Origin of the sequence: Shewanella sp. SM71 (assembly GCF_025653905.1) — a bacterium.
GTDB classification, from domain to species: Bacteria; Pseudomonadota; Gammaproteobacteria; order Enterobacterales; family Shewanellaceae; genus Shewanella; species Shewanella oncorhynchi.
Genome location: NZ_JAKKRW010000011.1, coordinates 109,896 through 134,190, shown reverse-complemented (window position 1 = coordinate 134,190; position 24,295 = coordinate 109,896). Strand labels below are relative to the sequence as shown.

21 protein-coding genes are annotated in these 24,295 nt (G+C 47.1%); 8 read left to right on the top strand and 13 right to left on the bottom strand.

Annotated features, from left to right (window positions below; genetic code table 11):
* Nucleotides 1-5: 5 nt before the first annotated feature.
* The 5 genes from L5L97_RS12645 to L5L97_RS12625 are packed head-to-tail and all read right to left on the bottom strand — an operon-like array spanning nt 6 to nt 4,670.
* Nucleotides 6-1,817 (bottom strand): bifunctional molybdopterin-guanine dinucleotide biosynthesis adaptor protein MobB/molybdopterin molybdotransferase MoeA, encoded by a 1,812-nt coding sequence (locus L5L97_RS12645; RefSeq protein WP_263182221.1) that lies wholly within the window; start codon nt 1,815-1,817, stop codon nt 6-8.
* 36 nt (nt 1,818-1,853) lie between these two features.
* On the bottom strand, nt 1,854-2,444 hold the full coding sequence (mobA, locus tag L5L97_RS12640; RefSeq protein WP_263182220.1) for a molybdenum cofactor guanylyltransferase MobA: 591 nt from the start codon (nt 2,442-2,444) through the stop codon (nt 1,854-1,856).
* A complete protein-coding gene (locus tag L5L97_RS12635) occupies nt 2,428-3,138 on the bottom strand; it encodes an ATP-binding cassette domain-containing protein (protein WP_173497808.1) in 711 nt (236 codons plus the stop codon). The genes mobA and L5L97_RS12635 overlap by 17 nt, the downstream gene beginning before the upstream one ends.
* 3 nt (nt 3,139-3,141) lie before the next feature.
* Complete coding sequence (locus L5L97_RS12630; RefSeq protein WP_105250740.1) at nt 3,142-3,849, bottom strand: ABC transporter permease; 708 nt, start codon at nt 3,847-3,849, stop codon at nt 3,142-3,144.
* Nucleotides 3,846-4,670, bottom strand: coding sequence for a substrate-binding domain-containing protein (locus L5L97_RS12625; RefSeq protein WP_131524430.1), 825 nt, complete (start codon nt 4,668-4,670; stop codon nt 3,846-3,848). The genes L5L97_RS12630 and L5L97_RS12625 overlap by 4 nt, the downstream gene beginning before the upstream one ends.
* A gap of 284 nt (nt 4,671-4,954) precedes the next feature.
* On the opposite strand from L5L97_RS12625, the gene L5L97_RS12620 reads away from it, so the two are divergent.
* Nucleotides 4,955-6,337 (top strand): sigma-54-dependent transcriptional regulator, encoded by a 1,383-nt coding sequence (locus L5L97_RS12620; protein WP_105250738.1) that lies wholly within the window; start codon nt 4,955-4,957, stop codon nt 6,335-6,337.
* A gap of 1 nt (nt 6,338) precedes the next feature.
* Nucleotides 6,339-8,492 (top strand): cache domain-containing protein, encoded by a 2,154-nt coding sequence (locus L5L97_RS12615; RefSeq protein ID WP_105250737.1) that lies wholly within the window; start codon nt 6,339-6,341, stop codon nt 8,490-8,492.
* A 338-nt stretch (nt 8,493-8,830) separates the two neighbouring features.
* Here the strand turns inward: L5L97_RS12615 and L5L97_RS12610 are convergent, their stop codons facing one another.
* The gene (locus L5L97_RS12610) at nt 8,831-9,289 is read right to left on the bottom strand and encodes a GNAT family N-acetyltransferase (protein WP_263182218.1); all 459 of its coding nucleotides are present in this window, start codon (nt 9,287-9,289) and stop codon (nt 8,831-8,833) included.
* 100 nt (nt 9,290-9,389) lie between these two features.
* Complete coding sequence (locus L5L97_RS12605) at nt 9,390-10,049, bottom strand: 7-cyano-7-deazaguanine/7-aminomethyl-7-deazaguanine transporter (RefSeq protein WP_219251451.1); 660 nt, start codon at nt 10,047-10,049, stop codon at nt 9,390-9,392.
* Between the two features lie 205 nt (nt 10,050-10,254).
* Here L5L97_RS12605 and L5L97_RS12600 point away from each other — a divergent pair, with 205 nt between their 5' ends.
* Nucleotides 10,255-10,995 carry a transporter substrate-binding domain-containing protein gene (locus L5L97_RS12600; RefSeq protein ID WP_105250734.1) on the top strand — a complete coding sequence of 247 codons (741 nt, stop codon included), beginning with the start codon at nt 10,255-10,257 and terminating at the stop codon, nt 10,993-10,995.
* A 21-nt stretch (nt 10,996-11,016) separates the two neighbouring features.
* On the opposite strand, the gene L5L97_RS12595 is transcribed toward L5L97_RS12600, so the two are convergent.
* Nucleotides 11,017-12,375 (bottom strand): isochorismate synthase MenF, encoded by a 1,359-nt coding sequence (locus L5L97_RS12595; RefSeq protein ID WP_131524435.1) that lies wholly within the window; start codon nt 12,373-12,375, stop codon nt 11,017-11,019.
* Between the two features lie 516 nt (nt 12,376-12,891).
* On the opposite strand from L5L97_RS12595, the gene L5L97_RS12590 reads away from it, so the two are divergent.
* The 3 genes from L5L97_RS12590 (at nt 12,892) to L5L97_RS12580 (ending at nt 16,508) form a co-directional block, all read left to right on the top strand.
* Nucleotides 12,892-14,262 carry an ATP-binding cassette domain-containing protein gene (locus tag L5L97_RS12590; protein ID WP_263182216.1) on the top strand — a complete coding sequence of 457 codons (1,371 nt, stop codon included), beginning with the start codon at nt 12,892-12,894 and terminating at the stop codon, nt 14,260-14,262.
* 306 nt (nt 14,263-14,568) lie between these two features.
* On the top strand, nt 14,569-15,759 hold the full coding sequence (locus tag L5L97_RS12585; RefSeq protein ID WP_263162609.1) for an HD-GYP domain-containing protein: 1,191 nt from the start codon (nt 14,569-14,571) through the stop codon (nt 15,757-15,759).
* A gap of 113 nt (nt 15,760-15,872) precedes the next feature.
* Nucleotides 15,873-16,508, top strand: a complete 636-nt coding sequence (locus L5L97_RS12580) for a paraquat-inducible protein A (RefSeq protein WP_173248414.1) — start codon at nt 15,873-15,875, stop codon at nt 16,506-16,508.
* A 73-nt stretch (nt 16,509-16,581) separates the two neighbouring features.
* On the opposite strand, the gene L5L97_RS12575 is transcribed toward L5L97_RS12580, so the two are convergent.
* Genes L5L97_RS12575 through L5L97_RS12560 form a run of 4 tightly spaced genes read right to left on the bottom strand, consistent with a single transcriptional unit; the run spans nt 16,582 to nt 22,187 of the window.
* Complete coding sequence (locus tag L5L97_RS12575; protein WP_006079422.1) at nt 16,582-16,887, bottom strand: DUF3240 family protein; 306 nt, start codon at nt 16,885-16,887, stop codon at nt 16,582-16,584.
* Nucleotides 16,884-19,937 carry an efflux RND transporter permease subunit gene (locus tag L5L97_RS12570; RefSeq protein ID WP_263182215.1) on the bottom strand — a complete coding sequence of 1,018 codons (3,054 nt, stop codon included), beginning with the start codon at nt 19,935-19,937 and terminating at the stop codon, nt 16,884-16,886. The genes L5L97_RS12575 and L5L97_RS12570 overlap by 4 nt, the downstream gene beginning before the upstream one ends.
* A gap of 1 nt (nt 19,938) precedes the next feature.
* Nucleotides 19,939-20,967 carry a membrane fusion-like protein gene (locus L5L97_RS12565; protein ID WP_263182214.1) on the bottom strand — a complete coding sequence of 343 codons (1,029 nt, stop codon included), beginning with the start codon at nt 20,965-20,967 and terminating at the stop codon, nt 19,939-19,941.
* The gene (locus L5L97_RS12560; protein WP_263182212.1) at nt 20,964-22,187 is read right to left on the bottom strand and encodes a metal transporter; all 1,224 of its coding nucleotides are present in this window, start codon (nt 22,185-22,187) and stop codon (nt 20,964-20,966) included. Before L5L97_RS12560 ends, L5L97_RS12565 begins: the two co-directional genes overlap by 4 nt.
* Before the next feature lie 145 nt (nt 22,188-22,332).
* Here L5L97_RS12560 and L5L97_RS12555 point away from each other — a divergent pair, with 145 nt between their 5' ends.
* Together L5L97_RS12555 and L5L97_RS12550 are read left to right on the top strand one after the other, a co-directional pair.
* Complete coding sequence (locus L5L97_RS12555) at nt 22,333-22,878, top strand: helix-turn-helix transcriptional regulator (RefSeq protein ID WP_105250726.1); 546 nt, start codon at nt 22,333-22,335, stop codon at nt 22,876-22,878.
* 113 nt (nt 22,879-22,991) lie between these two features.
* Nucleotides 22,992-23,138 (top strand): hypothetical protein, encoded by a 147-nt coding sequence (locus L5L97_RS12550; protein ID WP_105253023.1) that lies wholly within the window; start codon nt 22,992-22,994, stop codon nt 23,136-23,138.
* 23 nt (nt 23,139-23,161) lie between these two features.
* On the opposite strand, the gene L5L97_RS12545 is transcribed toward L5L97_RS12550, so the two are convergent.
* Complete coding sequence (locus L5L97_RS12545) at nt 23,162-24,112, bottom strand: YeiH family protein (RefSeq protein ID WP_263173910.1); 951 nt, start codon at nt 24,110-24,112, stop codon at nt 23,162-23,164.
* Between the last annotated feature and the right edge of the window lie 183 nt (nt 24,113-24,295).

The following is a 24,295-nucleotide window of genomic DNA, read 5'->3' as shown; positions in this document are numbered from 1 at the left end:
GGATCCTAAAGCAGATCCGCAAAGGGTTGAATAAATACTGTTTCACCTGCATTCACGGCTTCTGCATCATCCCCTATGATGATGAGGCAATTCCCTTTAACCATTGAACTTAACATTCCGGAACCTTGGTTGCCCGTACTACTCACGTGTAGGCGTCCATCTTTACCAAGCTGATAAATCCCGCGAATAAATTCGGTGCGGCCTTGACGGCTTCGTAGAGTTTCATCACTTATTGCAGGGAATAGCTGCGCTTGCCAGTTCACTTCACCTGCTAATTTTCGTAAAGCGGGCTGCACAAATTGCAGGAAAGACACCATGACTGCCACAGGGTTGCCAGGTAGTCCGAAGAATAAGCTATCACCGATTTTACCAAAGGCGAGTGGCCGACCCGGACGCATGTTAATGCGCCAGAAATCAATTTTGCCGAGGCGTGCAAGCACGGTTTTAATGTAGTCCGCATCGCCGACAGACACACCACCAGAGCTAATGACGACATCGGCAAGGTTGGCGGCTTTAGCGAGAGTTGCTTCAAGGGCGGCTTCAGAATCTTCGATAATGCCTAAATCGATAACGTCACAACCGAGACGTTTTGCCATCGCTTTGATGGTAAAGCGGTTTGAGTCATAAATGCAGTTAGCTTTGAGCACTTCGCCGGGCTGGCTCACTTCATCGCCGGTAGAGAATACTGCAACAGTTGGGCGGCGATATACACTCACGTGATTGAGCCCGAGTGAGGCCAGTAAACCTTGTTCGGCGGCGCTTAGGCGAGTGGTTTTTGTAAGTGCGACTTGGCCTTGAGCAATATCTTCTCCAGCGAGGCGAACGTGTTGGCCAGAAAGAATGCGGCCTTCAAAGCTAACAATGCCATCGACTTCCTTGGCAAGCTCTCGGGGCTGCACTGTATCAGCACCTGCAGGCACTGTTGCGCCCGTCATGATACGCACGGTTTCGCCGACTTTAAGCGTGGCCGAATATTGATGACCGGCAAGAACCTCTCCCACCAATTTTAAGGTGGTAGGCATGGGGTCTTGATAGACAAAGGCGTAGCCATCCATCGCCGAATTGGTTTGTTGTGGCACGTTGACGGGAGAAATGCTGTCGCTGGCTAGTACGCGGTTATCTAAGGCATCTAACTCAATGTCTTCAATCTCTGCCACAGGTGATACATGGGATAAAATCTGCGCTAAACCTTGGCTGACGGTAAGGTTTTTGTTGTCGCCTATGGCGCAGGTATCCACGGCCGAAATGGGGTATTGGAGTGGCGCTTCCCAGTTTTGGGTGTACTCCATCACAAAATCGGCAATCTGGCAGACATTGTTGAGATCGAGTCGGCGCAGCTCACTAGGAAGTGCGTCGCTGGGCAATTGAGTATCGTCGCAACAGGCGATGGCGAGGATATTCTCATCTTGAGTGTAGATAAAAGGTTTGCCGTGGGCGGCGCGGTGCAATTCAATTTTAGGTAATGCGAGCTTTTTAAAGCCTTCGACGAGGACAATATCGACTTTGTCGGCTTCGATTTGCTTGAGTAAATGGACTAACTCAGGATCGCCATCGCGCGCATCTTCTGTCATCAGCGCCCAGCGTATATGGGAGGCGACCAGCATTTGTCGCGCGCCAGCCTTGCGCATTTCGTAACTGTCTTTGCCGGGAATATCTACGTCGAAATTATGGTGGGCATGTTTGATTACGGCTAAGCGCAGGCCACGTTGATTTAATTCGGGGATCAATTGCTTGAGTAAGGTGGTTTTCCCCGTGCCACTGTAGGCACAAAATCCGAGAACGGGAATAGCGAGCGGATTGACGAAGGGGTTACTCATTTGCACCTCTAATTTGGGTTATTGGAGCCTTTTTAGCTATTGGGTGAGTTCTATCGCTAGTCGTTGTTTTTGTTCTGGCGTATTCACATTCACAAAAGCATTGGGCTGGTCGGCGAATGACGCTACGACGAAGTGATGTTTGATATACCAAAAGTCCACTTTACGCTCACCCGCCTCAAGAAACGCTTTCATCGAGTCACGTAAGCTAGGTTTTAAGAGTAAAACAACGGGTTGTTCATACTCACCGTCACTGGCGACAGCAATCTCGGCTTTTTCTGCTTCAATTGCTGCCAACATACGCGGAACAAGGTCGAGTGGCAGGAGTGGGCAGTCGCAGGGCACTACTAATAAGTAGTCTGCATCTGTTTGGCCCATAGCGGTGATCATACCCGCTAAAGGTCCGAGGAAACCACTATGCTCGTCACTTATTACCTTAAAACCGAACTCAGCATAACGTGTTTGGTTACGATTTGCGTTGATCAGGATCTCCTTAACCTGAGGTTTTATTCTATCTATTGTGTGCTTAATCATGGCTTCACCGTTTAATTCGACGAGACCTTTATCGTCGCCACCCATGCGACGGGCCATACCACCGGCGAGAATAACGGCATCAATTTGCGATGACATACAAAGGCTCCTGTGCTGGCAAAGATTCAGGCTGTTGATAAGAGGTCATCACGCGCTCACCTTCTATGTGCCACTGTTGTTCGCAGATGGCGGTTAGCGCGCAATTCTGATGGCTACTCAGTAACATTCCTGTGCCTTCGTGTTTGAGTTGTTGGATCATTTTTAATACTAGCTCTTGGGAATCCTTGTCCATATTGGAGGTGGGTTCATCGAGCATTAATAGTTTAGGTTGTAGGATCCAAGCGCGCGCAATCGCGAGGCGCTGTCTTTCGCCACCAGAGAGATTACTGGCCCTTTCGTGCAGCAGCGACCCTAGCTGCGCCATCTCAATTGCTTGAGTAATCCGCTGTTTAGCCTTGGCTTTTGTTTCTGAGCTGAAATTCAGCCCATAGGTGAGATTATATTCTACTGTGCCGTCGAACAAATAAGGATGTTGGTGCAGATAAACGGCCTTACCTAACAATGGATTGCGTCGCCACCAAGCATTTTGGGCAAAACCGACAGCCTCAATATGACCTTTGGTTGGTGGCATTAAGCCCGCCAGAATTTTCATCAAGGTTGATTTGCCTGTGCCATTGTCGCCTTGCAGATAAATCACATCTCCTTGGCAGAGCGATAATACGTCGGCTTTGAATAACAGGCGCGCACCAAAGGACATTTCTACGTCACGGGCGATCAGTTTGACCTTAGTCATTGCTTAATGGCTCCTTGGCATGGCTTTGCCGCGTAAACTACCTAAGGCAAAGTTGAGGATCAAGGCCAAGATTAGCAGCACTAGCCCGAGGGCGATAGCTTGGGCGAAGTCACCTTTGCTGGTTTCAAGTGCGATTGCGGTAGGAATATTACGGGTCACGTTTAAAATATTGCCGCCGACCATCATAGAGCAGCCGACTTCGGTCAGAATGCGACTAAAGGCCGCGACAATCGCCAGCAGTAAGGGCATGCGCAGTTCTCGGCATACTGTCCACACTGCACGGCACCAAGAGGCACCTAAGGTGCGTGAGGTTTCCCAAGCTCTGCGATCAACGCTAGTGAATGCGGCTTGGCTCATTGCAATTAGCACGGGGGCGCAGATGAACATTTGCCCGAGAATCATGCCTTCTTGGGTAAATAACCATTTTAGATCGCCCAGAGGACCGTTGCGTGTTAGCAGTAAATACACGAGTAGACCGATAACCACTGTCGGGATTGATTGCAGAGTTTGAACTAAGTTAGTGACTATCCATTTGCCGCGAAATGGCGCAAACGCCAACACAAAGCCGAGCACCATGGAAGGAACCAGCGTGATCAGCAGTGCCGCGAAAGAAACCGAAAACGAGATCGAAATGATGGACCAAACGTCAGGGTCTAAAGAAAACAGCAGGCTTAACGCCTGCTGTAATAGTGCTAGCCAGCCGTCGTTCATTCGCTATAAGTTGCCTTGAACAATTGCTCGCCTTCAACTTTGAAGCTGTTGATCATGCTTTGACCTTCTTTGCTGATCAACCAGTCGCTGAATGCTTTAGCGCCTTTGTGGTTCAGATCTGGGTATTTAGCAGGGTTGATGAGAATGACTTGGTATGGGTTGGCTAAGGTTTTGCCACCATCGAAATCAACGGCAAGATCGAGTTTAGTTTTATAAGCCACGAAAGTACCACGGTCAGACAGAGTGTAACCTTGCATTTCGTTTGCCATCAGCAGGGTTTTACCCATGCCTTGACCGACTGAAGTATAACCTTTGAAGTTAGGAGTAACATTTGCCGCTTTCCATACTTCTAACTCTTTGATGTGAGTGCCTGAATTGTCACCACGAGAGATAAAAGGTACGCCTGATTTTGCCATTTTAACGAAGGCTTCTTCGGCCGTTTTGCTGTCACGGATTTTTGCTGGGTCGTTTTTAGGGCCAAGTACTACGAAATCATTTTCCATAATGCCACGGGGCTCAACACCAAAACCATCGGCTACGAATTTAGCTTCGGCGCTAGGCGCGTGAGTCATGACTAAATCCACGTCACCTTGCTCACCTAGTTTCAGGGCTTTACCTGTACCTGTGGCGATGACTTGAACCTTGTAGCCTGATTCACTTTCGAACTTAGGTAACAGTTCTTTCAATAGGCCTGAGTTTTCTGTGCTGGTGGTGGTGGCTAACTTGATAATTTCAGTCGAGTGAGCGGGTAAAACAGTGAACATACTGGCTGCAACAACCAGTCCCAGTAATGACTTCATATGAGATTTCATGTTTAGCATGGGTACTCCTTGGCGGAAAATAGGATTCCAACTCAAATGCCTACTGAGTGGAAGGTCTCGTAAATTGTAATACGTTCGGTTGAAAGCAAGTTAGATGCCAAGCTGAGAATGCGGTCATTTTCTTCACAGCTTAACCTAATTTGTGAGCTTGATCCCAAGCTTAACAAATACTCTACAGACAAATTGTCTCAGGACAAACTTCTGATGGTTCATAGTGACCTATTCATCTATTTTCAGTGCTAGAATTGGTCGCAAATGAGTCAAAATGTCCAGAAGCAGACAATATGAGCCAGATAGATAATAACCTCAAGCCTCTTCCATCGGCAGTATCGGTACTGATTGTTGATGATGAACCCGGAATGCGGAGTTTTTTAAATAAGGCACTCTCGAAGAAATTTGCCTTAGTCGAAACGGCGGGCAGTATCGAAGATGCGGAGCAGCTGCGTAGCCGTTGCCATTTCGATTTGCTTATCGTCGACATTCGTCTGCCTGGTCGTTCGGGTATCGAATGGCATGAAGCGTTGGATGAGCAGGGGCGTCGTTCGGACATCATATTTATGACTGGCTATGCTGACATGGAAGTCGCGATTACCGCGCTACGTGCTGGTGCGTCTGACTTCATCATGAAACCTTTCCACCTTGAACAGATGATGACTGCGGTCGATCGCTGTATCGAACGTCGCTTGCTTAAACGTGAAAACTTGATGCTGCGTCGTGAGGTTTCAATCGGTTATTCATCGACCATTATTGGCAGCAGTGAAGCCATGAAGTCGGTGAAACATATCATCGAACGTGTGGCGCCGACCAATGCCGTTGTCTTGATCCAAGGTGAGTCGGGCACGGGTAAGGAATTAGTCGCACGGCAATTGCATTTGCTCAGTGGACGTCAGGGACCTTTTGTCCCAGTTAACTGTGGCTCTATCGCCCCTGAACTGCTCGAAAGTGAATTGTTTGGCCATACCGCCGGTGCATTTACGGGTGCGAAAGGCAATCGTGAAGGTTTATTCAGTTTTGCCTCGGGCGGGACGATTTTTCTCGATGAAATTGGCGAAATGCCACTGAAAATGCAAACGGCATTGCTCAGAGTATTAGAGCAAAAAGCGATTCGCCCAGTGGGCAGCGAGAAAGAAGTGAACATCGATGTGCGAGTGATCGCGGCCACTAACCGTACTCTGATTGATGAAGTGGATGCAGGGAATTTCCGTCGAGACTTATATTATCGGCTGAATGTGCTCGATATTTTAATCCCGCCATTACGTGATAGACCCGAAGATGTCGTGGAGTTAACCCATCATTTCACTCGCCAACTTGCTGCTGAATTAGGGGTAAGAGAAGTCGTGTGGAGCCATGAAGATATGGTGAAACTACAGCAACACGAGTGGCCTGGTAACATTCGTGAACTGCGCAACATGATTGAGCGTTGTATTTTGCTGGGTAAACCGCCAGCGGAATATTGGAAGCAACAGCTGAAGAGTGAGTCTTTATCCACATCGGGTTATCCATTGGATTGGCCATTGAAAGACGTGGAAAAACACCATGTGACCAGTGTTGTGGACTTACATTCTGGCAATAAGTCTGCCGCGGCGAGGGATTTAGGCGTATCGCGCAAGACCTTAGATCGCAAGTATAAAGAGTGGTTTGATTTTAGTGGCGAACAGGAGTCATAGGGTGTCATTCTTCACTCACTTTTTTGGTGTCAGTTGGCAGCAAATGCAGGCCAAGGTGCGCTATCGCATATTAATCCTGACGTTACTGCCCATTTTACTGACACTGGTGAGTTTAGTGTTTATCACTATTTACTGGAACATCAGTTACACAGGTAAGCAGCTGTTTATGAAGGTTAAAGCTGACTTATCTGTTGCCGAAAACACTTTGCAGCAAGTGCAAGTACGCCAAGAAAAACAACTTGAACGTGTGGTGACTTCTTGGACTTTTCAAAATGACTTTAGGCCACTTTTCAGTGGTAAAGAATTAAGTGGCGAAGTCAGCTACCGAGCCAGTATTGATGCTTTTCTCCTTGAACAGAAAAAACAGCTAAATCTCGATTATCTGCGTTTAGTCAGTGTTGCCGAAGCGGCCGCAGACCCAGATTTACGCCAAATCCTTCCTAAGTTAGATGGTTTATTACCTTACTCCGGCTTGATGGTGCTGCCGCCCGAGCGTTTAGCACGTATCGACCCCGAATTGGCTATCACTGCGAGCATTCCGATAGTTGCAACCTTGCGGGCGCAGAGCCCCGTTAAAACCGTTGAAGAACGTGGTTTATTGAGCCGTAGCCTATTGCCCGTCCCTGATATGGAAGGCAAAGTGGCTTGGTATCTCGATGGTGGGATCTTGTTTAATCGCGATACTCGAATTGTCGACCACATTCGTGATCTGGTATACGACAAAGGCACCTTGCCCGAGCGTTCCATCGGTACTGTGACCATCTTCTTAGATAACATCCGTATTTCCACCAACGTGCCGCTGCATTTTTATCCCACAGGCAATGAGACGCTGGGCCGCGCGCTTGGCAGTTTAGTATCGGAGGAAGTGAAAGACAAAGTGTTAACTCAAGGTGAGCAGTGGGTCGATCGCGCTTTCGTATTTAACGATTGGTTTATTTCCGCTTATGCCCCCTTAGAAGATGTTCGCGGCCAACGTGTCGGTATGATCTATACTGGCTTTTCTGAATCGCCATTTATCCATAATTATTTACTCAATATCATAGAGCTAGGCACGATTCTAATGTTAGTGCTGTTGGTCTCTGGCCTGCTGGTTTATCGCGGTGCTTATAGTTTATTGCAGCCCATTGAACGTATTCACCATGTTGTACAAGCAGTGCAGTCGGGGCGCAATATTCGTATCGGCGCCTTAGGATTAGATCGGGATAATGAGTTATCGAACTTAGCCGAGCAATTTGACAGTATGCTTGACTTGCTACAGCGTCGAAATGCCCAAATTCAAGCGGCTGCAGAACAGCTTGAAATGAAGGTTGAAGAGCGTACTCGCAGCCTGCAGGATAAAACCTTAGAGCTGCAACGTAACGTGGCATTACTAAACGAAACACGTCAACAGCTCGTCACTAACGAGAAGCTCACAGCTCTTGGCGAATTGACCGCAGGTATTGCCCATGAAATCAATAATCCGACGGCCGTAATTCTTGGCAATATGGAATTACTGCGCTACGAACTTGGTGATAATGCTGAAGTAGTAAAAGAAGAAATTGATCTAGTCATTCAACAGGTTGGGCGGATCAGCACTATCATCCGTAGCCTGTTGCAATACAGCCGACCTGGCGAATTCAACGCACCACTAGAAATGCATCCGATGACTCCCATTATCGAAGAAATGTTGGTGTTGGTGCGACATTCGATTCAAAAACAAGAAGTCGTGCTGATCACTGAGTTAAACGCCAGTTGTCCAGTACAGGTTAATCGTCCGCAGTTGTTGCAAGTCTTGATTAATCTTGTAGTGAATGCGGCGCATGCGATGGACGGTAAAGGACGTATTTGGGTGCGAACCTATGACTGGGTGCAGCAGGATATGCCGATTGGCGTCAAAATCGAAGTGGAAGATGAAGGCTCAGGGATAGCGCCAGAGCAGCTTGGACGGATTTTCGACCCTTTTTATACCACACGTAAGGATGGCACTGGTTTAGGTCTTTCGCTCAGTTACGGCATTATCAAGCGGATTGGTGGCACGATAGAAGTGAGTTCAACTTTGGGTAAAGGGTCTTTATTTACCATAGGTTTGTATCATGAAGCGAAGGAAGATCAGCAAAATAATCCCTACGATGGCTTACACTTTGCGGGCAACTACAGCGATATGTCTGCAGATTAGTCTTATCCCGTTAGATAGGCAGTGTGTTGTATTTGGCTGATTAGGTTTGAATTAAAATATGTCGAGCGATTACTAGCTTTGTATTATGTGGCTTTGCATTACTGATTTTTAGGCAAAAAAAAGCCGGATGATGAGTCCGGCCACAAAGAGTGTGTGTGAGCAATGTCGTGCTTGCAAACTCAGGAGCTCCATAACAACGTCGATTACCAGTCATCGTTGTTAAAGATGAGTTTTGGAACGCACGTTAACGATAATCATTCTCAATCGTGTTTGCAAGCTATTTATTGCAAAAAGTGCACATCTTTACAAATATCGTTTTGCTCTCATCCATTAACAGTTTAGATCGACTTGCACAGATGCAGTTTATGATCGACTAAGCTTTTAGGATCGGCTGTCAGCTCAGTAATTAAATATTGATTACTGATCAATAAATTAAGCATCGCAGGGAAGCGGTTCAGCGTCTTCACTTGAATATGATTATATCCTTGGCGGCGCGCCCAAGTTTCTTGATATTCGAGTAGACTCTGCGCTAAGCCTAAACGTCTAAAGTCGGATGCAACGCCACCTAACCAGCTATAAAAAATAGCTTCTTCTTGCTCGTAACCCAGTTTAAATCCCGCCAGTTCACCTTCCACATACGCAACTAAAATCAAACACTTTTTGCCCTGTAAGCGCTGATTTAGCACTTCGCTGGTGAGGGGGCGATCGAGTTCAGGGATTTGTTGACTAAGTTGGATAAGCTGAGTGGTTAACTCGGGAGTCAAACTTGACTCTGCTTTAATTTCAATAGAATACATAGTTTACTCTCATAAAAAATCAGCCCCACTCGCGCGTTAACAGGAGCAGGGCTGAGCTATTAACTGGTTAAATTATAACAGGTCTGGCCAGTTGGGTTAATCAGGAAATTGATTCTTGCGGATTGGCTCGCAAAATCTTGTCCTGTAAGACTTTTAGCAAAACACCGTATGCCGGTAGGAAAAGGCCTAAGCTCACGATTAGCTTAAAGCCGTAATCAACGGTAGCGATTTCGGGCCAATTGGCTGCCATAAAGCTATCGGAAGAGGCGTAAAAGGCGATACTGAAAAAGACTAAAGTATCGACCAGATTTCCGACTAAGGTTGAGGCGGCTGGGGCGACCCACCAAGAGCGACTGGCTCGAATACGGGCAAAAACCTTAATATCCATCAACTGACCAATCAAATAAGCCGCGAAGCTGGCAAAGGCAATTCGGAACACAAAGGTATTCCACTGTGCAAGTGAATCAGTACCTTGAAAGCTGCCTTGATGGAACATCACTCCCATCACGTAGGAAATCATCAAAGCGGGAATCATAGCTTTGAGTATGATGCTGCGTGCGGCTTGTTGGCCAAAAATACGGACAGTGAGATCTGTGGCTAAGTACACGAACGGAAAGCTGAATGCCCCCCAAGTTGTGTGGTAGCCAAACAGTTGAAATGGCAATTGTACTAAGTAGTTGCTGACGCAAATAATCAGTATGTGAAATCCTACTAATAGGAATAAAGCGCGGCGAAGCTGCGCTGTGGTTAACATTAACATATGTGGCCTTTTTAGTTGTGTAGGGCGGGGTGAGGGAACCCGCTAATATTCAATTTATTATGTTTACGACTTTATTGCCGGTGACAGCGTGCTGAAATCGGGTCGCCATTATAGTGGTCGAGTTTTAAGATGCAAGTCTGCTGTTTAAATGTGCACATAGAATGAAAACTCTTCTACACTTTGAATACGTCGAAGGAGGATAGCCATGAGACGATTTTTTGCTACTTTTTGCTTATTTTTAGCTGTGTTACCTGTATCTGTTTCCGCCGCTCAGCCGATAGTGGTCGATGTAGCAACGTCAACTTGGGAGGGATTTGCCAATCGTGATAAAACGGGTTACTACTTCGAGTTACTTCAGCGGATTTTCCCTGAGCCAGAATGGCAGCTCAATGTACAGTTTATGCCTTTTGCCCGCAGTTTATATCTTGTTGAGCACAATCGTACCGATATCACGCTCAGCGTTTACAAGGGTGATATTAAAAAGGGGCTATTAACAGAGAATATGGTTGAAGTGGACTCTATCGATGTGGCTGTTACTGCCGAGGTGGCGGCAGGCTGGACCGGTATTGAAAGCCTATCCCACAAGAAGGTTCAGGCCATGCTGGCCTACAGATACAATATGCTGACACCTGTGCCTATGTATTACGAAGAAAGTAGCGATATGTTGACTATGCTCAATAGCTTAAATGCTGGACGTATAGATGCCGTGCTAGATTACAAACCTAATTTACTTACGTTTGTTCCTAAATTAAAGGCGCCACAAAATTTTGTGATTATTCAAGGTGTACTCAAGGCCGAAACCTATTTTGTTTTCGCTAACACCGAGAAAGGCCAGATGTTGAAACAACATTTTGACCTTGCACATAAGCGCTTAATCGATTCGGGTGAACAGGACAGGCTTTACCTTGAAACGATTGAAAAACGAAGGGCTGACGGCGCTGAATAGTCTTAATGTTTACTAGGCTTATTACATTTCGAATAAAATCGACATTATGGTTGCGAGTTTATTTTCAAGCTCTTGCCACTCAGCTTCGGGCTCAGAACCTGCAATAATTCCCGCCCCCGCAAATAGGTTAATCCGACCTGGTTCGATCAGCGCACTGCGGATCGCTACCGAAAACTCACTCTCATATTTATTGAAATAGCCGCAGGCACCGGCGTACCAACCGCGAATATAACCTTCACGTTGACGAATAAAGTTTAGCGCTGAATACCGCGGCAAGCCGCCAACTGCAGGAGTAGGATGCAGGGCTTGTAACAGTTGGAAATCATTCACGCCCGGCTTCAATTCGGCTCGAATTGCACGGTGTAAATGTTGAATATGGTTCAGCTTAAAAATAGTCGCTAATTCATCGGCGCCAACATAATTGCTCAGCGGCGTGAGCATATTCACTATGTGACTGCGAACAAGTTGGTTTTCAACGCTATTTTTGTTGTCTTCTAATAAAGCGTTCGCCAGCGCAACATCTTCTTCTTGATTGAGACCGCGTACCGTTGTACCAGCAAGTGCCTCGGTAAATAGCTCCTGCTGACGGCGGCGGAATAAACGCTCTGGTGAGCAAGAGATAAAAGTGCGATCTGGACTAAATTGAAAGCCAAACTGGAAACTATTGGGATTACGGCCCTGCCAGCAAGCCAGCACCATCCAAGGATCGATAGGTTCATTGACTTCAAGTTGTGTTAAGCGGGATAACACGACTTTTGGGGTATCTTGATTGAACTTAGGATCCACCACTTGCTCGACTAATGTCTTCCAACGTTCAAAATCAGGTTTGTCACTGCGCCCAAGTGGAACGATCTTTTTAGGTGGCGAGAGTGGCTTCGCAGGCATGACGGCTTCGATAGCGCCGATGGCCTTATCTATCTCGCTATGGTGATCATTATCAGCAAAATTAAGATTCACTAATAGGCTAAATTTGTTCCCACTGCGTCTAAATTCAATGCGCGGCAGGATAAAGCGGCTATTACCGAACTCAGGCCAAGACTCTATAGTGCGATCAAAGGCAACACCGCCATAGTAGCGAATATTCTGATTCGTCGATAAGGCTCGCTGCTCTTGGTAGGCCATGGCCAGTTGCTGATCATTGATTCCGGTTTCAAATCTAAAGTCTTTGCACGCCCCTATCGCCGCGACTTCTTCGATTCTGTCGCGCCCATGCCAGTAGATCCTTGGGTATTGAGTCTGGGATGCCAGCCATGAAATTAAAGGCATAGCGACAGTGTTTAGTGACAACTGCACTATCGGTTCCGTCGGTGGAACTTGCTTTAATTGAATGAGTTTGTCGATGAGAGACTTAAGGTCTTCAGACAGGGCATGAACGGGCAAATAGAACTCCAAAGATAACGGATGAAGGCGAAAGCTGAAGGTCACTCTGTCAGCGTCAATAAATTCGAGTCAGGTTAATGTCCTCTTTTACAAGCCATTTACCTGTAGTGATTTTAGTCTGTAAATAAGAATCTTTCGCTCAAATTAAAGGCCACGGTCGAGTGTGTCAAGATGTAAGGCCCTATCGTGTGACTTTCGCCATAGTCTCATTTTACGCTGATAAAAAATGTGACTTGAGTGGGTCTTTTTGTCGGGCAAGCCACCCTCGGTGGACATTTTGTCTCTTCAGTCGTTAAATGTACTTTCCCTTTGTCGTAATTAGTCGATCTAGGTTGGTTTTTAAACGTTTTTCGGTTGAGACAGAATAATCGCGGTCCACAATAGCTTGCACATCTTAAATTTTCTACGTGACAAGTTAGATGTCTATTAACGTATGACTCGCCGTGGGAATGAAAAGACGACTAGGGTGCAGCCTTGTCATAGGCTGTTCGTTAGATCTTTATAGGCAGATATAGTATGAAACTCTTAGATCTCGAAGGCGTTAGCTTCAACTATGGCAGCCAGTTACCGACGGTATTGCAGGAAGTTAACTTGGCGATTGGTACCGGCCAATGCCATTGCGTGAGCGGTCCTACGGGCTCAGGAAAATCGAGTCTGCTAAATCTACTGGCGGGCGTGTTAAATCGCCCGCATGAAGGTGACATCTGGCGTTATCCTCAATTGGTTACGGGTCTGGTAATGCAAGACCCACAAACTCAGCTACTAAGGCAAACCGTTGGTGCCGAGGTGGCTTTCGCCTTAGAAAACCTCGGTATTCCCGCCGAGCAAATGCTACCTAAAGTGCAATTAGCACTACGGCGCGTGGGCTTGTATCTGCGCCTCGATACCCAAGTCAGCACGCTTTCCCTCGGTCAAAAATATCGCTTAATGATCGCCGCTCAGTTAGTGTCAGAGCCGCATTTACTGCTGCTCGATGAACCTTGGGCACAACTCGATGATCACGGTGTGAGTGAGCTGCTGGTCGTGCTTCGCAATCTTATCCAAGATGGTATGGCGCTAGTATTAGTTGAGCATAACGCCTCGGCATTCGCCGAGATTATTCAGCATTATTGGCAGTTAGAGGCTGGTAAGTTGTCCGAAGGCATCTATACCGTGAGCGATGCGCCGCAAATTGAAGCGCCTGCGTGGCGAAATCAGGCTAAGTTTGAGCATTTAGGCAAAGTCTTGGTCAGTGCCGAAGCCTTTGATTTTGGGTTCGATGCTTGTCCCACGTTATTTGCGTGTCCACAAGGATTCCAATTGCAAGCGGGGGAGATAGTGACCTTAGTGGGCGATAACGGCTCTGGTAAAACGAGTCTATTGAAAACTATAGCGGGCGTGCACAGTTTAAGGCAGCGTCTTCCTCTTAAAGTGCTAGGGCGAAGGCCTAAATTGGGGATTTATGGTGCTGAATTGGGACTGTTGATGCAAAGGCCGAGTCGACAATTATTCGAGTCTAACGTGCTAGCCGAAATGCAGTTTAGCCTTAGGCGCTTTGAACTCCCCAAAGAGCGAGCGGTGCAAATGTTGGACGAGTTGGATTTATTTAGCTTAGCCCATCTGTCGCCCCACAAATTATCCTACGGCCAACAGCATTTGATTGCCTTAGCGTCACTCGCCTGTCTACGCCCTAAGGTGCTGCTTTTGGACGATCCATTGGCGGGGATGGATAAGCATTACTACGGCAAAGTGTGGTACTTGCTAAAGCGGTTAAGCTCCCAAGGTTGCGCTATTTTGCTCAGCACTCACAGAAGCATTGAACACAGTGCAGTGTCACGGCAACTGAGTTTACGTAATGGTTTATTGGTGGAAGAGTCAACTGAAATGGCTGAGCGTTATGTGGGGTAGTTGTGAGCTTTTCGCGCGTGAGGGTCGCTGGTTTTGAATGCCTAGCCCTTAGGCATTTTTTGAAATAATGAGAGATTGAAATGGGTCTAATCGACACCTTAAGCTCTGATTTCATCGTATCTTGTTTAAGCCCCTTTATTTACCAAGAAAGTCTATGGTGATTTTCTAATCCTCGTCTTAGAATGCCCCTCACGTCTGTTCTATAATAATCAAAAATAACAACAGAACATTTGAGCGTAAGTCGCTTTAATGTCGTATGGTTAAGTTGATATTTTATTCAGGCACATCATCCTTGGGGTTGTAGATATGAGTGAGTCGGCAGAATCAGTTGAACTTATCAAATTACCAGTGTCACAGCTGACATTGGGTATGTTTGTCAGTGCCATAGACAAAAATGATAAAGGTCAACTTGCTATTGCAAATGCTGGACAAATTAAGCACAAGGATGCGATTTTAAAACTGGCCAAAAGCGGTATTAAATTTGTTTGGGTAGACGCCGAGCGTTCGGCTGAACATTGTGGGTTAAAGAAAAAAATCACTAACGATAATCAAACCGACAATAAAAAAGCACTCATTAGCCGCGATAAGCAACAAGCTCAAGCTAAAGTCATGCTTACCGAGGCGAAAGACCTCATTCGTAAAGTCTTATCTGAGACCTTCGAAGGTAAAGCCATCGAAGTTGCCCCCTTCGAAGCGTTAGCCGATACCATGATAGAGTCAGTGATGTTGGATGCTGATGCGCTTAAATGTATGTCTGCACTCCGTTCAAAAGATGCCTATCTACTTGAACATTCAGTGAATGTCGCCTTTCTACTGGTTACCTTTGGTAAATACTTAAAGCTAGATCGTGTCATGCTACGGGAAATGGCGGTCGGCGGGATTTTGCACGATATTGGCAAGATTAAAGTCGACAATAAAGTGCTGCACAAGCCGGGCAAACTGACGCCGGAAGAGTTTGAACATATGAAGCTGCATCAAGTGTATGCGCTTGAAATTATGAACGAAACTACTGGTCTTTCGCAGATCAGTAAAGATATCTGCTTGATGCACCACGAAAAATTAGATGGCAGAGGTTATCCAAGGGGGTTGAAGGGTGATGAAATCCCCCGCCATGGCCGTATGAGTTGTATCGTTGATATCTTCGATGCTTTGACAGCGACGCGATGTTATAAAGAGGCTATGAGCCCTGCCGCGGCCTTTAAAATTTTACTCAGTCTAACGCCATTCCATTTGGATCAAGAATTGGTCTATGAGTTTATTCGTTGTATTGGTGTTTACCCTGTGGGTTCCTTAGTTGAATTGTCGGATGGTCGTGTTGGTATTGTTTGGGCCTCGAAAGATAGGGATGCGCTACATCCAATCGTAAAGTGTTTTTATTCTTTAAAAGTAAAACGTTACACTGATGTCGCTATGGTGGATTTATTAAAATCTGAACTTTATATTGAACGCGGTGTGTCACCGAGTACATTAGATATCGATCCGACTCCTTTCTATTAATCTTCAAATCCTACCTTAAATGCCGGTCATCTGAGTCGATGGCTGGTGTGAATGATTGCAGAGCCTGCGCTAAAAACCGTAAACTGAAAGTATTTCTCTGGTCGAGCAATGCTATGAACAGTGCTATGAAATCACTATTTCCTATTTTTATCATTATCTTATCCTTGGCTTTGTTAATCCCTGGGGTGACTCAACCAATTTTGAGTATCAGCGGCAGTATCGATAAGGCCAAGCTGGCGGAACAAGGCATAGAGCAAGTTGCTCAAAGCTTTGATGAGGACTCTGGGCGTGACAGTGCCCGCGGTATGTTAAGCATGGTCAGTGGTTTGCTTGGGTTTAATAGCCTTAAAGGTGAAGTCCAAGTGTTGCAGAAGACTCGTAGTATTTGGGGGACGGTAACCGAACTTTATCACTCTGGTAATGGGCTCGTCGCGGGATTAGTCATGTTATTCAGTGTGATAGTGCCTGCCTTGAAGTTGAGCTTAATGCTGGCACAGCAATGTGTTAGCTCGATTGGCCTGAAACTGAGGATTAATGCCGTCGTCAATGCACTCGCCAAGTGGTCGATGGCCGATGTGTTTGTGGTAGCACTGATCATCACCTTTATGGCGGGGAACGCCTCAGGTGGCATGGGGGAAATGTTAAAAACACAGGCACAATTTGAAAACGGTTTTTACTTCTTTACCGCTTACTGCATTTTATCGATCCTGAGTGGGTTTTTAGTGCGGCGTCCAACGCCAATTCTTTAGCTATTTTAAAGGCATACTGACTTTAGTAACAAAGTCAGTATGCCTTGCTCAGTGAGATCGACATCAATCTAGATTAAGACAGAGTACCATTTTGATAGATGGGCATAATCCAATAGCGACAGGGATTATGTTTGCAGACCAACGCCAGCGCCGCGAGTAGCGCCGCTTGTTGTGCAGCGGGGTGCATGATTTCGAATTTGCAAAACTCCCGATAACCTTCCACTTGTTCCTTGATATTAAAATGGCTGTGTTCACGGCTAAAACCACAAATATTCCCTAGGCTAAAGCCCGATAGAAACTCCAGCTCTATCAAGGTATCGACTATGTCGTCCTTAATATCATTTTGGGCGATCAGTACTAACAGTTGTTCTGTGCTCATTTACGTTTCTCCAGCCAAAAATACAGAATTGGCAGTAAATACAGTGTGGTTATGGTTGAAGTGAGCAGACCGCCAATCACCACAATCGCTAAAGGTTTTTGAATTTCAGCCCCAGGACCTGAGGCAAACACTAGTGGCATAAGACCAAACATGGCCGTTGTCGCCGTCATCAAAATGGGGCGTAAACGCCGCGCCGCACCTTGTTCCACCCGTTCGCGCAGGTTGCTGAACATGTGCTTGGTTTGTTCGTAATAGCTGACCATTACCACGCCATTGAGCACAGCGACGCCGAGCAGGGCGATAAAGCCAACTGAGGCGGGCACGGACAAATACTCCCCCGATAAATACAGGCTAACTATGCCGCCCATCATAGCGAAGGGAACGTTGGCGAGGATTAAGCCCGCTTTGGCCAGTGAGCCAAATGTGGTGAATAAAATCAAAGTGATCAGTGCGATAGCAATGGGGATCACTAACAGTAAATTGCTGGTGGCCCGCTGCTGGTTTTCAAACTCACCACCAAAACTCACGCTATAACCGCTCGGGAGTTTGATTTCCTTTGCGATTTTAGCGTTGAGCTCTTCTACAAAACTCACAATATCGCGACCCTGCACGTTGGTGGTGATCACTGAAAAGCGATTCCCTTGCTCACGCTCGATAAGGATGGGGCCTTGCTTATAGCTTAAGGTGGCGACATCACTCAGGCGTTTTAAGGAGTGATCTGGCATCACCAGTAATTGATTTTTAAGCTCATTGATGCTGCTTAAGTGGCTCTGATTATTAGCTATTAGTACGGGTGTGCGCTTCTTACCTTGCAACACTTCGGTCACGATCACGCCTTCGAGCTGGCTTTTCAGGTAGCGAGCAAACTCCATGGTGCTCATACCAAAGCCACGGGCAAGCTCGTTATCTAAGGTGAGGTTGATAAAAGGACTGCCTTCGATCATCGCCATTTTCACATCGACGCTGCCGCTGGTGGCATTAACGAGCTGTTGGATCTGGCTAGTGAGCTGGCCTAAGGTGTCGATATCATTACCAAAGACCTTAATCGCCACGTCGCCAATACTGCCGGTGAGCATTTCGGACACGCGCATTTGTATCGGTTGAGTGAAGTTAAAATTAACGCCGGGATAGTCTAATAACACAGTGCGGATCGCATCGATAAGCGCTTCTTTATTTGCAAAGCGCCATTCGCTGCGGGGCAAAAGTTCTAAGAACACATCGGTTTCATTGAGTCCCATGGGATCTAAGCCGATTTCATCCGCGCCAGTACGCGCCACCATTTGCTTGATTTCAGGAACTTTAGCCAGCAAGGTTTGCTGAATCTGTTTGTCGATGGCAATCGAAGCTTCGAGTGAAATCGACGGGGATTTCTCCAGCTGCAGGATAATGTCGCCTTCATCTAAGGTCGGCATAAAGGTTTTTCCCACTAACCCGAACAGCCCTAGGCTGACGATAAGCAAGCTAAAGGCGATCACCATAAAGCGTTTTTGATGACTAAACGTGCTCTTGAGGCTGGCCAGATAAAGCTGTTTAAGCTTTTCAATCGCCTTAGGTTCCTTGGCGGCTTTTTCGTTGACGAGGTAAGAGGCGATAACCGGAATGACAGTTAACGACAACACCAGCGCCGACAGCATGGCAAACATGATAGTGACCGCAACTGGGGTGAAGAGTTTGCCTTCAAGCCCGCTCAAGGTCAGTAAGGGCGAGAACACTATTATGACGATCACCGTGCCCGACACTACGGGAATGGCAACGTCCTTGGTCGCGCGAAAAATCAAATGCAGCCGCGGTAATCTCTGCTTAGTAGCGATAAGATTCACCATGTTTTCGACTACGACCACAGATGAATCCACTAACATGCCGATGGCGATAACTAGTCCGCCTAGGCTCATTAAGTTCGCAGAAAGATTGAAGTAATCCATCATCAAAAACGTCATCAACGCGGCAAGAGGCAGCGAGAGTGACACGACCAATGCGGCGCGCACGTTACCTAAAAATAGCGCCAGCAAAATGATCACCAGCACTACGGCTTCGAACAAGGCATTGGAGATGGTATCAATCGCGGTATTGATCAGATTGGCGCGGTCGTAAAAGGTGTTGATCTGGCTCCCTTCTGGCAAGGTTAGGCTGATTTGATCGAGTTTTTCTTTAATGTTTTTGACTACTTGTGCGGTATTGGCGTCTTTTAGGGCGATGATTAACGCTTCGGCGGTTTCGTTACCGTCTTTAGTGACTGCGCCATAGCGGGCTAAGTGGCCAATTTGAATATCGGCCAAATCCTGCAGTCGATAGACTCTGGCATCATCGGCCTTGATCACCAATTGTTTGAGTTCGTCGATGTCATCGATGCGACCTTCGGCGCGCACTATGATGGTATCTGTACCAATCGTGAGCTTGCCCGCACCTTCGTTGTGATTATTCTCCACTATCGCCTGTTGCAGCGCCGCAAAACTTACGCCCGCGGCCGCCATAGCCGCAGGTTTGGGGGTCACACTAAAGCTTTTGGCATAGCCACCGAGGATATTCACATCGGCGACACCCGCAACGGTTCGCAGTAGCGGACGGATTTCCCATTCGAGCAACTGCCGTCTTTCCATCAGCGAAAGATTGGGATTTTCGAGTGAAAACATAAAGATTTCGCTGAGCGGCGTACTCATTGGCGCTACGCCGCCCGTTACACCTTCAGGGAAACTGTCCCACACGGCGGCGATGCGCTCGCTCACCTGCTGGCGCGCCCAATAGATATCTGTACCTTCGTCGAAATCGAGGGTGATATCGCTGATGGCGTATTTAGTGGTCGAGCGCAGAATCGATTGATGGGGAATACCTAACAGTTCGGTTTCAATCGGCACGGTAATTTGCGCTTCAATTTCCTCCGGCGTCATGCCGGGCGCCTTGAGGATGATCTTCACTTGGGTGGGCGAAATATCGGGAAAGGCATCCAAGGGAATGGAAAACCAGGCTCGCGCTCCCGCTAACATGATGATCAGCGCCACAATCAGCACAAATAAGCGCTGCGTAAGCGAAAAGCGGATGACTGAGGTCAGCATCTTATTCGCCTCCTAGGCCAAGCATTATGCCTTTGACTGCAGCAACCGACTGGGATAACACTTGGATTTGGCTGAGTTCTTGATCGCTTTCAACGATATATTGCTCTGGGGTTGAACCGAGAATATCGATCGTAATCGAGGTGAGCGTGTCTGCGGTTTTAGTGAAGACTTGGCTGTCTTGCTCCCAACTGAATACGCTATTTTTAGGCAATAAATACACCGCCTTTTGATACTCGGGTATCACAGTGATCTGTTGTCCTAACAGTAAGTTACACTCCTGCGGCAAGGGTGATGACCAAGCGGTCACAAACGCACCTTCGGCGATGGCCGACACGGACTCAATGGCGATATGGCACTGATTGATATTCACCGCCGAGAGCGAATGTGACTGACTCATTGGCACACTGACCTTGACGCGAATGCTGTCGCTGGGCACCAGAGAGAATAGCTGTGAACCCGCCATATAAGGTCCATTCACTTGGTTGAGTTTAACGATCCCCGCCACTGGCGTGCCTACCACTAGGGAGTCTGTGGTGGCATCTGTGCTTTTGACTATCTCCATAAAATGCTGCATGTGCTCGTATTCGAGGTGAGTGCTGAAGTAGTCTTGGCTGATCTCTTGCCATTTTTCTGTGCTGATACTGCCATTGTTTAATAAGGGTTTATTGCGCTCATAACGGCTTTTGGCTAGTTGATACAAGCTGCTGGCGGCTTCGACTTGGGCGAGGTAGTGGAACACTTCTGGCCCAGTCAGTTTGACAATCGCTTGGCCTTTAGTGACGAGCTGGCCTTGGCCGACGAGAAAGCTGATCTGCTGGATATTCTCCGGCGTGCTGATCCAATAATCGTTACCGGGGAGGATTTCAACCTGCGCGGGCAACGGGCTGCCCTCATAACTGGCGACTTTCTGTGGTTGTACGTAGCTCAGGTCTAAATTACCGAGGGAGCTTATCGTTAAGGATTCAGCCTGCACTAAAGTGGCAACACTGGCGGATAAACAGAAAAGGCATGCGCCGTACTTGGCCATCATAATGAAATTCCTAAGGCTTGCAGTTGTTGGGAGTGCAGTTGTTGCTGCGCGACTTGGTTCAGTGCTAAGCGGGATTCGGTATCGAGGGCATCCATATAGCGGCGCAGCCAGACTTCGTAGCTAACTTGATTTTGGTCTTTGACCTTGGCCAGCTCTTCAGTGATGGTGCGGCTAAGGTGTAAGGCTTGGGTTAGCAATGTTTGTTGGTCGAGTAAGTTTTGTTGCTGTTGCTCTAGCTTTTTAAGCTGAGTTTTTAGCTCGATATAGGTACGGTCGAGGTTGAGCGTGTGCTCGGTATTGGCTTGTTGCCATTGGGATAATTCGGTTTGTGATAGGGCAGAACCTAAGGTCAGTGGTACAGAAACGGCGATGCCAAGCTGTTGATCATCGACTTGATTATCGGCGGTATTTTTGGCCGTGAGTGAGACTGCCCAAGGATCGTTATTCCCTGCTTGCTGACTCTGGATGATCAACAGCTGTTGCTGCTTCTGCAGGTTCAATAGTTGCCATAATGGATGCTGCGCGAGCATGTCATTGGGTTGGTTATTGGCAGAAAGTGGCCGCGCGGTTTCGGCTATGTTCTGCGGTATTTGCTCTTGTCCGGTGAGTTGTTGATAGAGGGCACGCGCCTCGGCCTGTTGCTGGTTAAGGTCGACCCGCTCCAGTGCAATATCTACCAGTTCGCGCTCTAACAAGAGTATGTGGGCAATAGGCAGTTCGCCCGCATCTGTGAGTTGCTTTTGCTGATTATGGAGTTTGTCGAGTAATTGGCTCTTGCGATCTAATTGGGCCAGTTTTACTGCGGCAAGGCGATGTTCCCACAGGCTTTGTCGCAATAATCCCGATAAATACAGGCCTTGCAGCGCGGCTTGTTGCACCTGAATGCCTTGGGCGAGTTGTTTAATTTGCTTATCGCTGCTGTGCAAAGCAGGGGATTTTATTGGCAAATTGAGTGAGAGTTCCTGCTCGTAGCTGTTACCATTATCTAGGCTACCTAAGTGACTCAAGCTAATGCTCGGCAGGCCATTGAGCCAAGATGAGCTGCTTAAGCTTATTTGTGATTGCGGTAACTGACCGCCTGATTGAGATAGAGAATGTAATCTTGCTTGGCTGGTGGTGAGTGCTTGAGATAGCTCGGAATGCGCGGCGTGGCACAGGAAACTGCTGCTGACTAAGGTCGCCAACAGACATAACTTGATACAAGACGTACTGACAGACATAGGACGATTCTATGGTAATAAAGTGTGTTGTCAGTGTAGGGATTGGTGGGCGAAAGTCGTGGGGGACATGTATCATAAAACTGTCTATGGTACATATGTCCCATAAATTAATGGGTTGATTTTGCTTTTATTTAGGAGTTTTTCGATGAAGGATCTTGTCATTATTGGTCTGTTGGCCTTGATCATATGCTTTAAGCTTTTTGACATCACTTCCGACATTCAATTGGGCATTCCCCAATGGCATATTGCCCAGGAAGCCATGTTATTAGTGCTCACTGTGATTGGTGCCATGTACTTAAGTTATGACCTTATTCGTCGCTCCCGCGAAGTGAAAGCATTGGCTAAACGGTTGGAGCATGCGGATAAAAAAATCGACAATATGTCAACGCAAATGCGTTCTGCCAGACAAGAATACAGCCAAGCGGTGTCGCAGCAATTCGAAACTTGGGGCTTTACTAAGAGTGAGCAGCAAGTGGCATTTTTACTGCTTAAGGGTTTAAGTTTTAAAGAAATTGCCGAAGTGCGCCAGACTAAAGAAAAAACCGTCAGACAACAGGCATCGACCATTTACGGTAAAGCGGCAGTCGATGGACGCCATACTTTTTGCGCTTGGTTTATGGAAGATTTTATTCAAGAACATAATCAAGATCTTGCTGCGAATGAAGCGGCATCAAGCCCTAAGGCAGCTTAATCAACGCTGGATTGGCTTAGCTGTTATAGCTATTTGTTATTGAAAATCGATATTTGCTGAGTTTTTAGTTCTAAACAATAATGAGCATCCCCTAAGTTTGCAGGAAGATGCAATTGAAAAACTGGCTGATTATCGTGTTTTGCCTGATTGCCTTGGTCGCTTCGACGCAAACCACAGGACTCGTGCGCTCACTTATCGAATTCTCCGCCTTTGTTGGCGTCCTCTACTGGGCTTGGCGAATGAAGCCGACAGCAGAGTAGATTGGCTTTGAGTTAAATCTTAGCTATTGAAAATAAAGAATATACACTAAAGACGTGATACCAATCGCTGCCCACAGCATCACCCCAAGCAACAAAGGTTTGGGGCCACTCGCCCGCATTTTCTGCACTGTAATTCCTGCACCAATCAAAAACAAACACAGGACTAATGCCCGTTTCGACACCATAAATAAGGTGTCATAAACAGCGTGGAATTGTGGCAACCAATGGGCTACGGCAATGGCTAAACAATAAAAACCGATAAAATACGGCAGGTTAAGCTTGCGCTTATCGCCACCAAACAACATAGCGCTGACCAATGCGATCGGGATAATCCACAGGGCGCGGGCGAGTTTTATAGTGGTTGCGGTTTTTAAGGCTTCATCGCCGTAGGCCGAAGCCGCGCCGACTACCGACGAAGTATCGTGGATGGCGATAGCACTCCACACGCCAAAATCGTATTGGCTCATATTGAGCAAGTGGCCGAGTGCAGGGAATAAAAATAGCGCGACTGAGTTCAGCACAAATACGCAGGCTAATGCAGTGGCGGTTTGATCGTTACGCGCATTGATGGCCGGAGCGACTGCGGCAATGGCGCTGCCACCGCAAATAGCGGTACCAGAGGCGATTAAGTGGCCCGTGACATGATCAAATTTCAGGGCGCGGGTGAGCATAAACCCTAAGCTGAGGGTGAAAAAGATTGAGCCAACAATCAGGCCGAAGTTGTGGGTGCTCGCCTCGATCGCCGCGTTTAAGTTAATCCCAAACCCTAAGCCAATGATCGAATAAGACAGGAGTTTTTTGGTGAGTGCGGCGATATTCCATTGCACTGGCACCCAACCAAGGCTGGCTAAGGTAAAACCTAACACTAGCGCCATGGGCGATGAGATAAAAGGCGCGAGGCATAACAAACCCGCACAGATGAAAACGATGCGATGAGTCTTATTATTTTGCTGTGATGTCGATGAAGAATTCATAACGCCTTAGGCTCGAGCGATTCGGTTTATCGTTCCAACCACAGATCTTCACATTAAGCGACGGATACAAAATGGCGATCAATTGGATTGATCATGGAGACAGATGCAAGAGGGCATTATAGCTGGGTGTATGAGCCTCAATAAAATCAATTAAACTTATCTAGTCAGTCAGTTTTATTGACT

Excerpts from the sequence above, each read along its gene's own strand:
- L5L97_RS12565 (WP_263182214.1), bottom strand. The coding sequence starts at position 20,967 with ATGATGGCCAAGTACGGCGCATGCCTTTTCTGTTTATCCGCCAGTGTT.
- L5L97_RS12585 (WP_263162609.1), top strand. The coding sequence starts at position 14,569 with ATGAGTGAGTCGGCAGAATCAGTTGAACTTATCAAATTACCAGTGTCA.
- L5L97_RS12590 (WP_263182216.1), top strand. The coding sequence starts at position 12,892 with ATGAAACTCTTAGATCTCGAAGGCGTTAGCTTCAACTATGGCAGCCAG.
- L5L97_RS12600 (WP_105250734.1), top strand. The coding sequence starts at position 10,255 with ATGAGACGATTTTTTGCTACTTTTTGCTTATTTTTAGCTGTGTTACCT.
- L5L97_RS12645 (WP_263182221.1), bottom strand. The coding sequence starts at position 1,817 with ATGAGTAACCCCTTCGTCAATCCGCTCGCTATTCCCGTTCTCGGATTT.
- L5L97_RS12625 (WP_131524430.1), bottom strand. The coding sequence starts at position 4,670 with ATGCTAAACATGAAATCTCATATGAAGTCATTACTGGGACTGGTTGTT.
- mobA (WP_263182220.1), bottom strand. The coding sequence starts at position 2,444 with ATGTCATCGCAAATTGATGCCGTTATTCTCGCCGGTGGTATGGCCCGT.
- L5L97_RS12620 (WP_105250738.1), top strand. The coding sequence starts at position 4,955 with ATGAGCCAGATAGATAATAACCTCAAGCCTCTTCCATCGGCAGTATCG.
- L5L97_RS12580 (WP_173248414.1), top strand. The coding sequence starts at position 15,873 with ATGAACAGTGCTATGAAATCACTATTTCCTATTTTTATCATTATCTTA.
- L5L97_RS12635 (WP_173497808.1), bottom strand. The coding sequence starts at position 3,138 with ATGACTAAGGTCAAACTGATCGCCCGTGACGTAGAAATGTCCTTTGGT.
- L5L97_RS12570 (WP_263182215.1), bottom strand. The coding sequence starts at position 19,937 with ATGCTGACCTCAGTCATCCGCTTTTCGCTTACGCAGCGCTTATTTGTG.
- L5L97_RS12610 (WP_263182218.1), bottom strand. The coding sequence starts at position 9,289 with ATGTATTCTATTGAAATTAAAGCAGAGTCAAGTTTGACTCCCGAGTTA.
- L5L97_RS12630 (WP_105250740.1), bottom strand. The coding sequence starts at position 3,849 with ATGAACGACGGCTGGCTAGCACTATTACAGCAGGCGTTAAGCCTGCTG.
- L5L97_RS12545 (WP_263173910.1), bottom strand. The coding sequence starts at position 24,112 with ATGAATTCTTCATCGACATCACAGCAAAATAATAAGACTCATCGCATC.
- L5L97_RS12575 (WP_006079422.1), bottom strand. The coding sequence starts at position 16,887 with ATGAGCACAGAACAACTGTTAGTACTGATCGCCCAAAATGATATTAAG.
- L5L97_RS12555 (WP_105250726.1), top strand. The coding sequence starts at position 22,333 with ATGAAGGATCTTGTCATTATTGGTCTGTTGGCCTTGATCATATGCTTT.
- L5L97_RS12560 (WP_263182212.1), bottom strand. The coding sequence starts at position 22,187 with ATGTCTGTCAGTACGTCTTGTATCAAGTTATGTCTGTTGGCGACCTTA.
- L5L97_RS12605 (WP_219251451.1), bottom strand. The coding sequence starts at position 10,049 with ATGTTAATGTTAACCACAGCGCAGCTTCGCCGCGCTTTATTCCTATTA.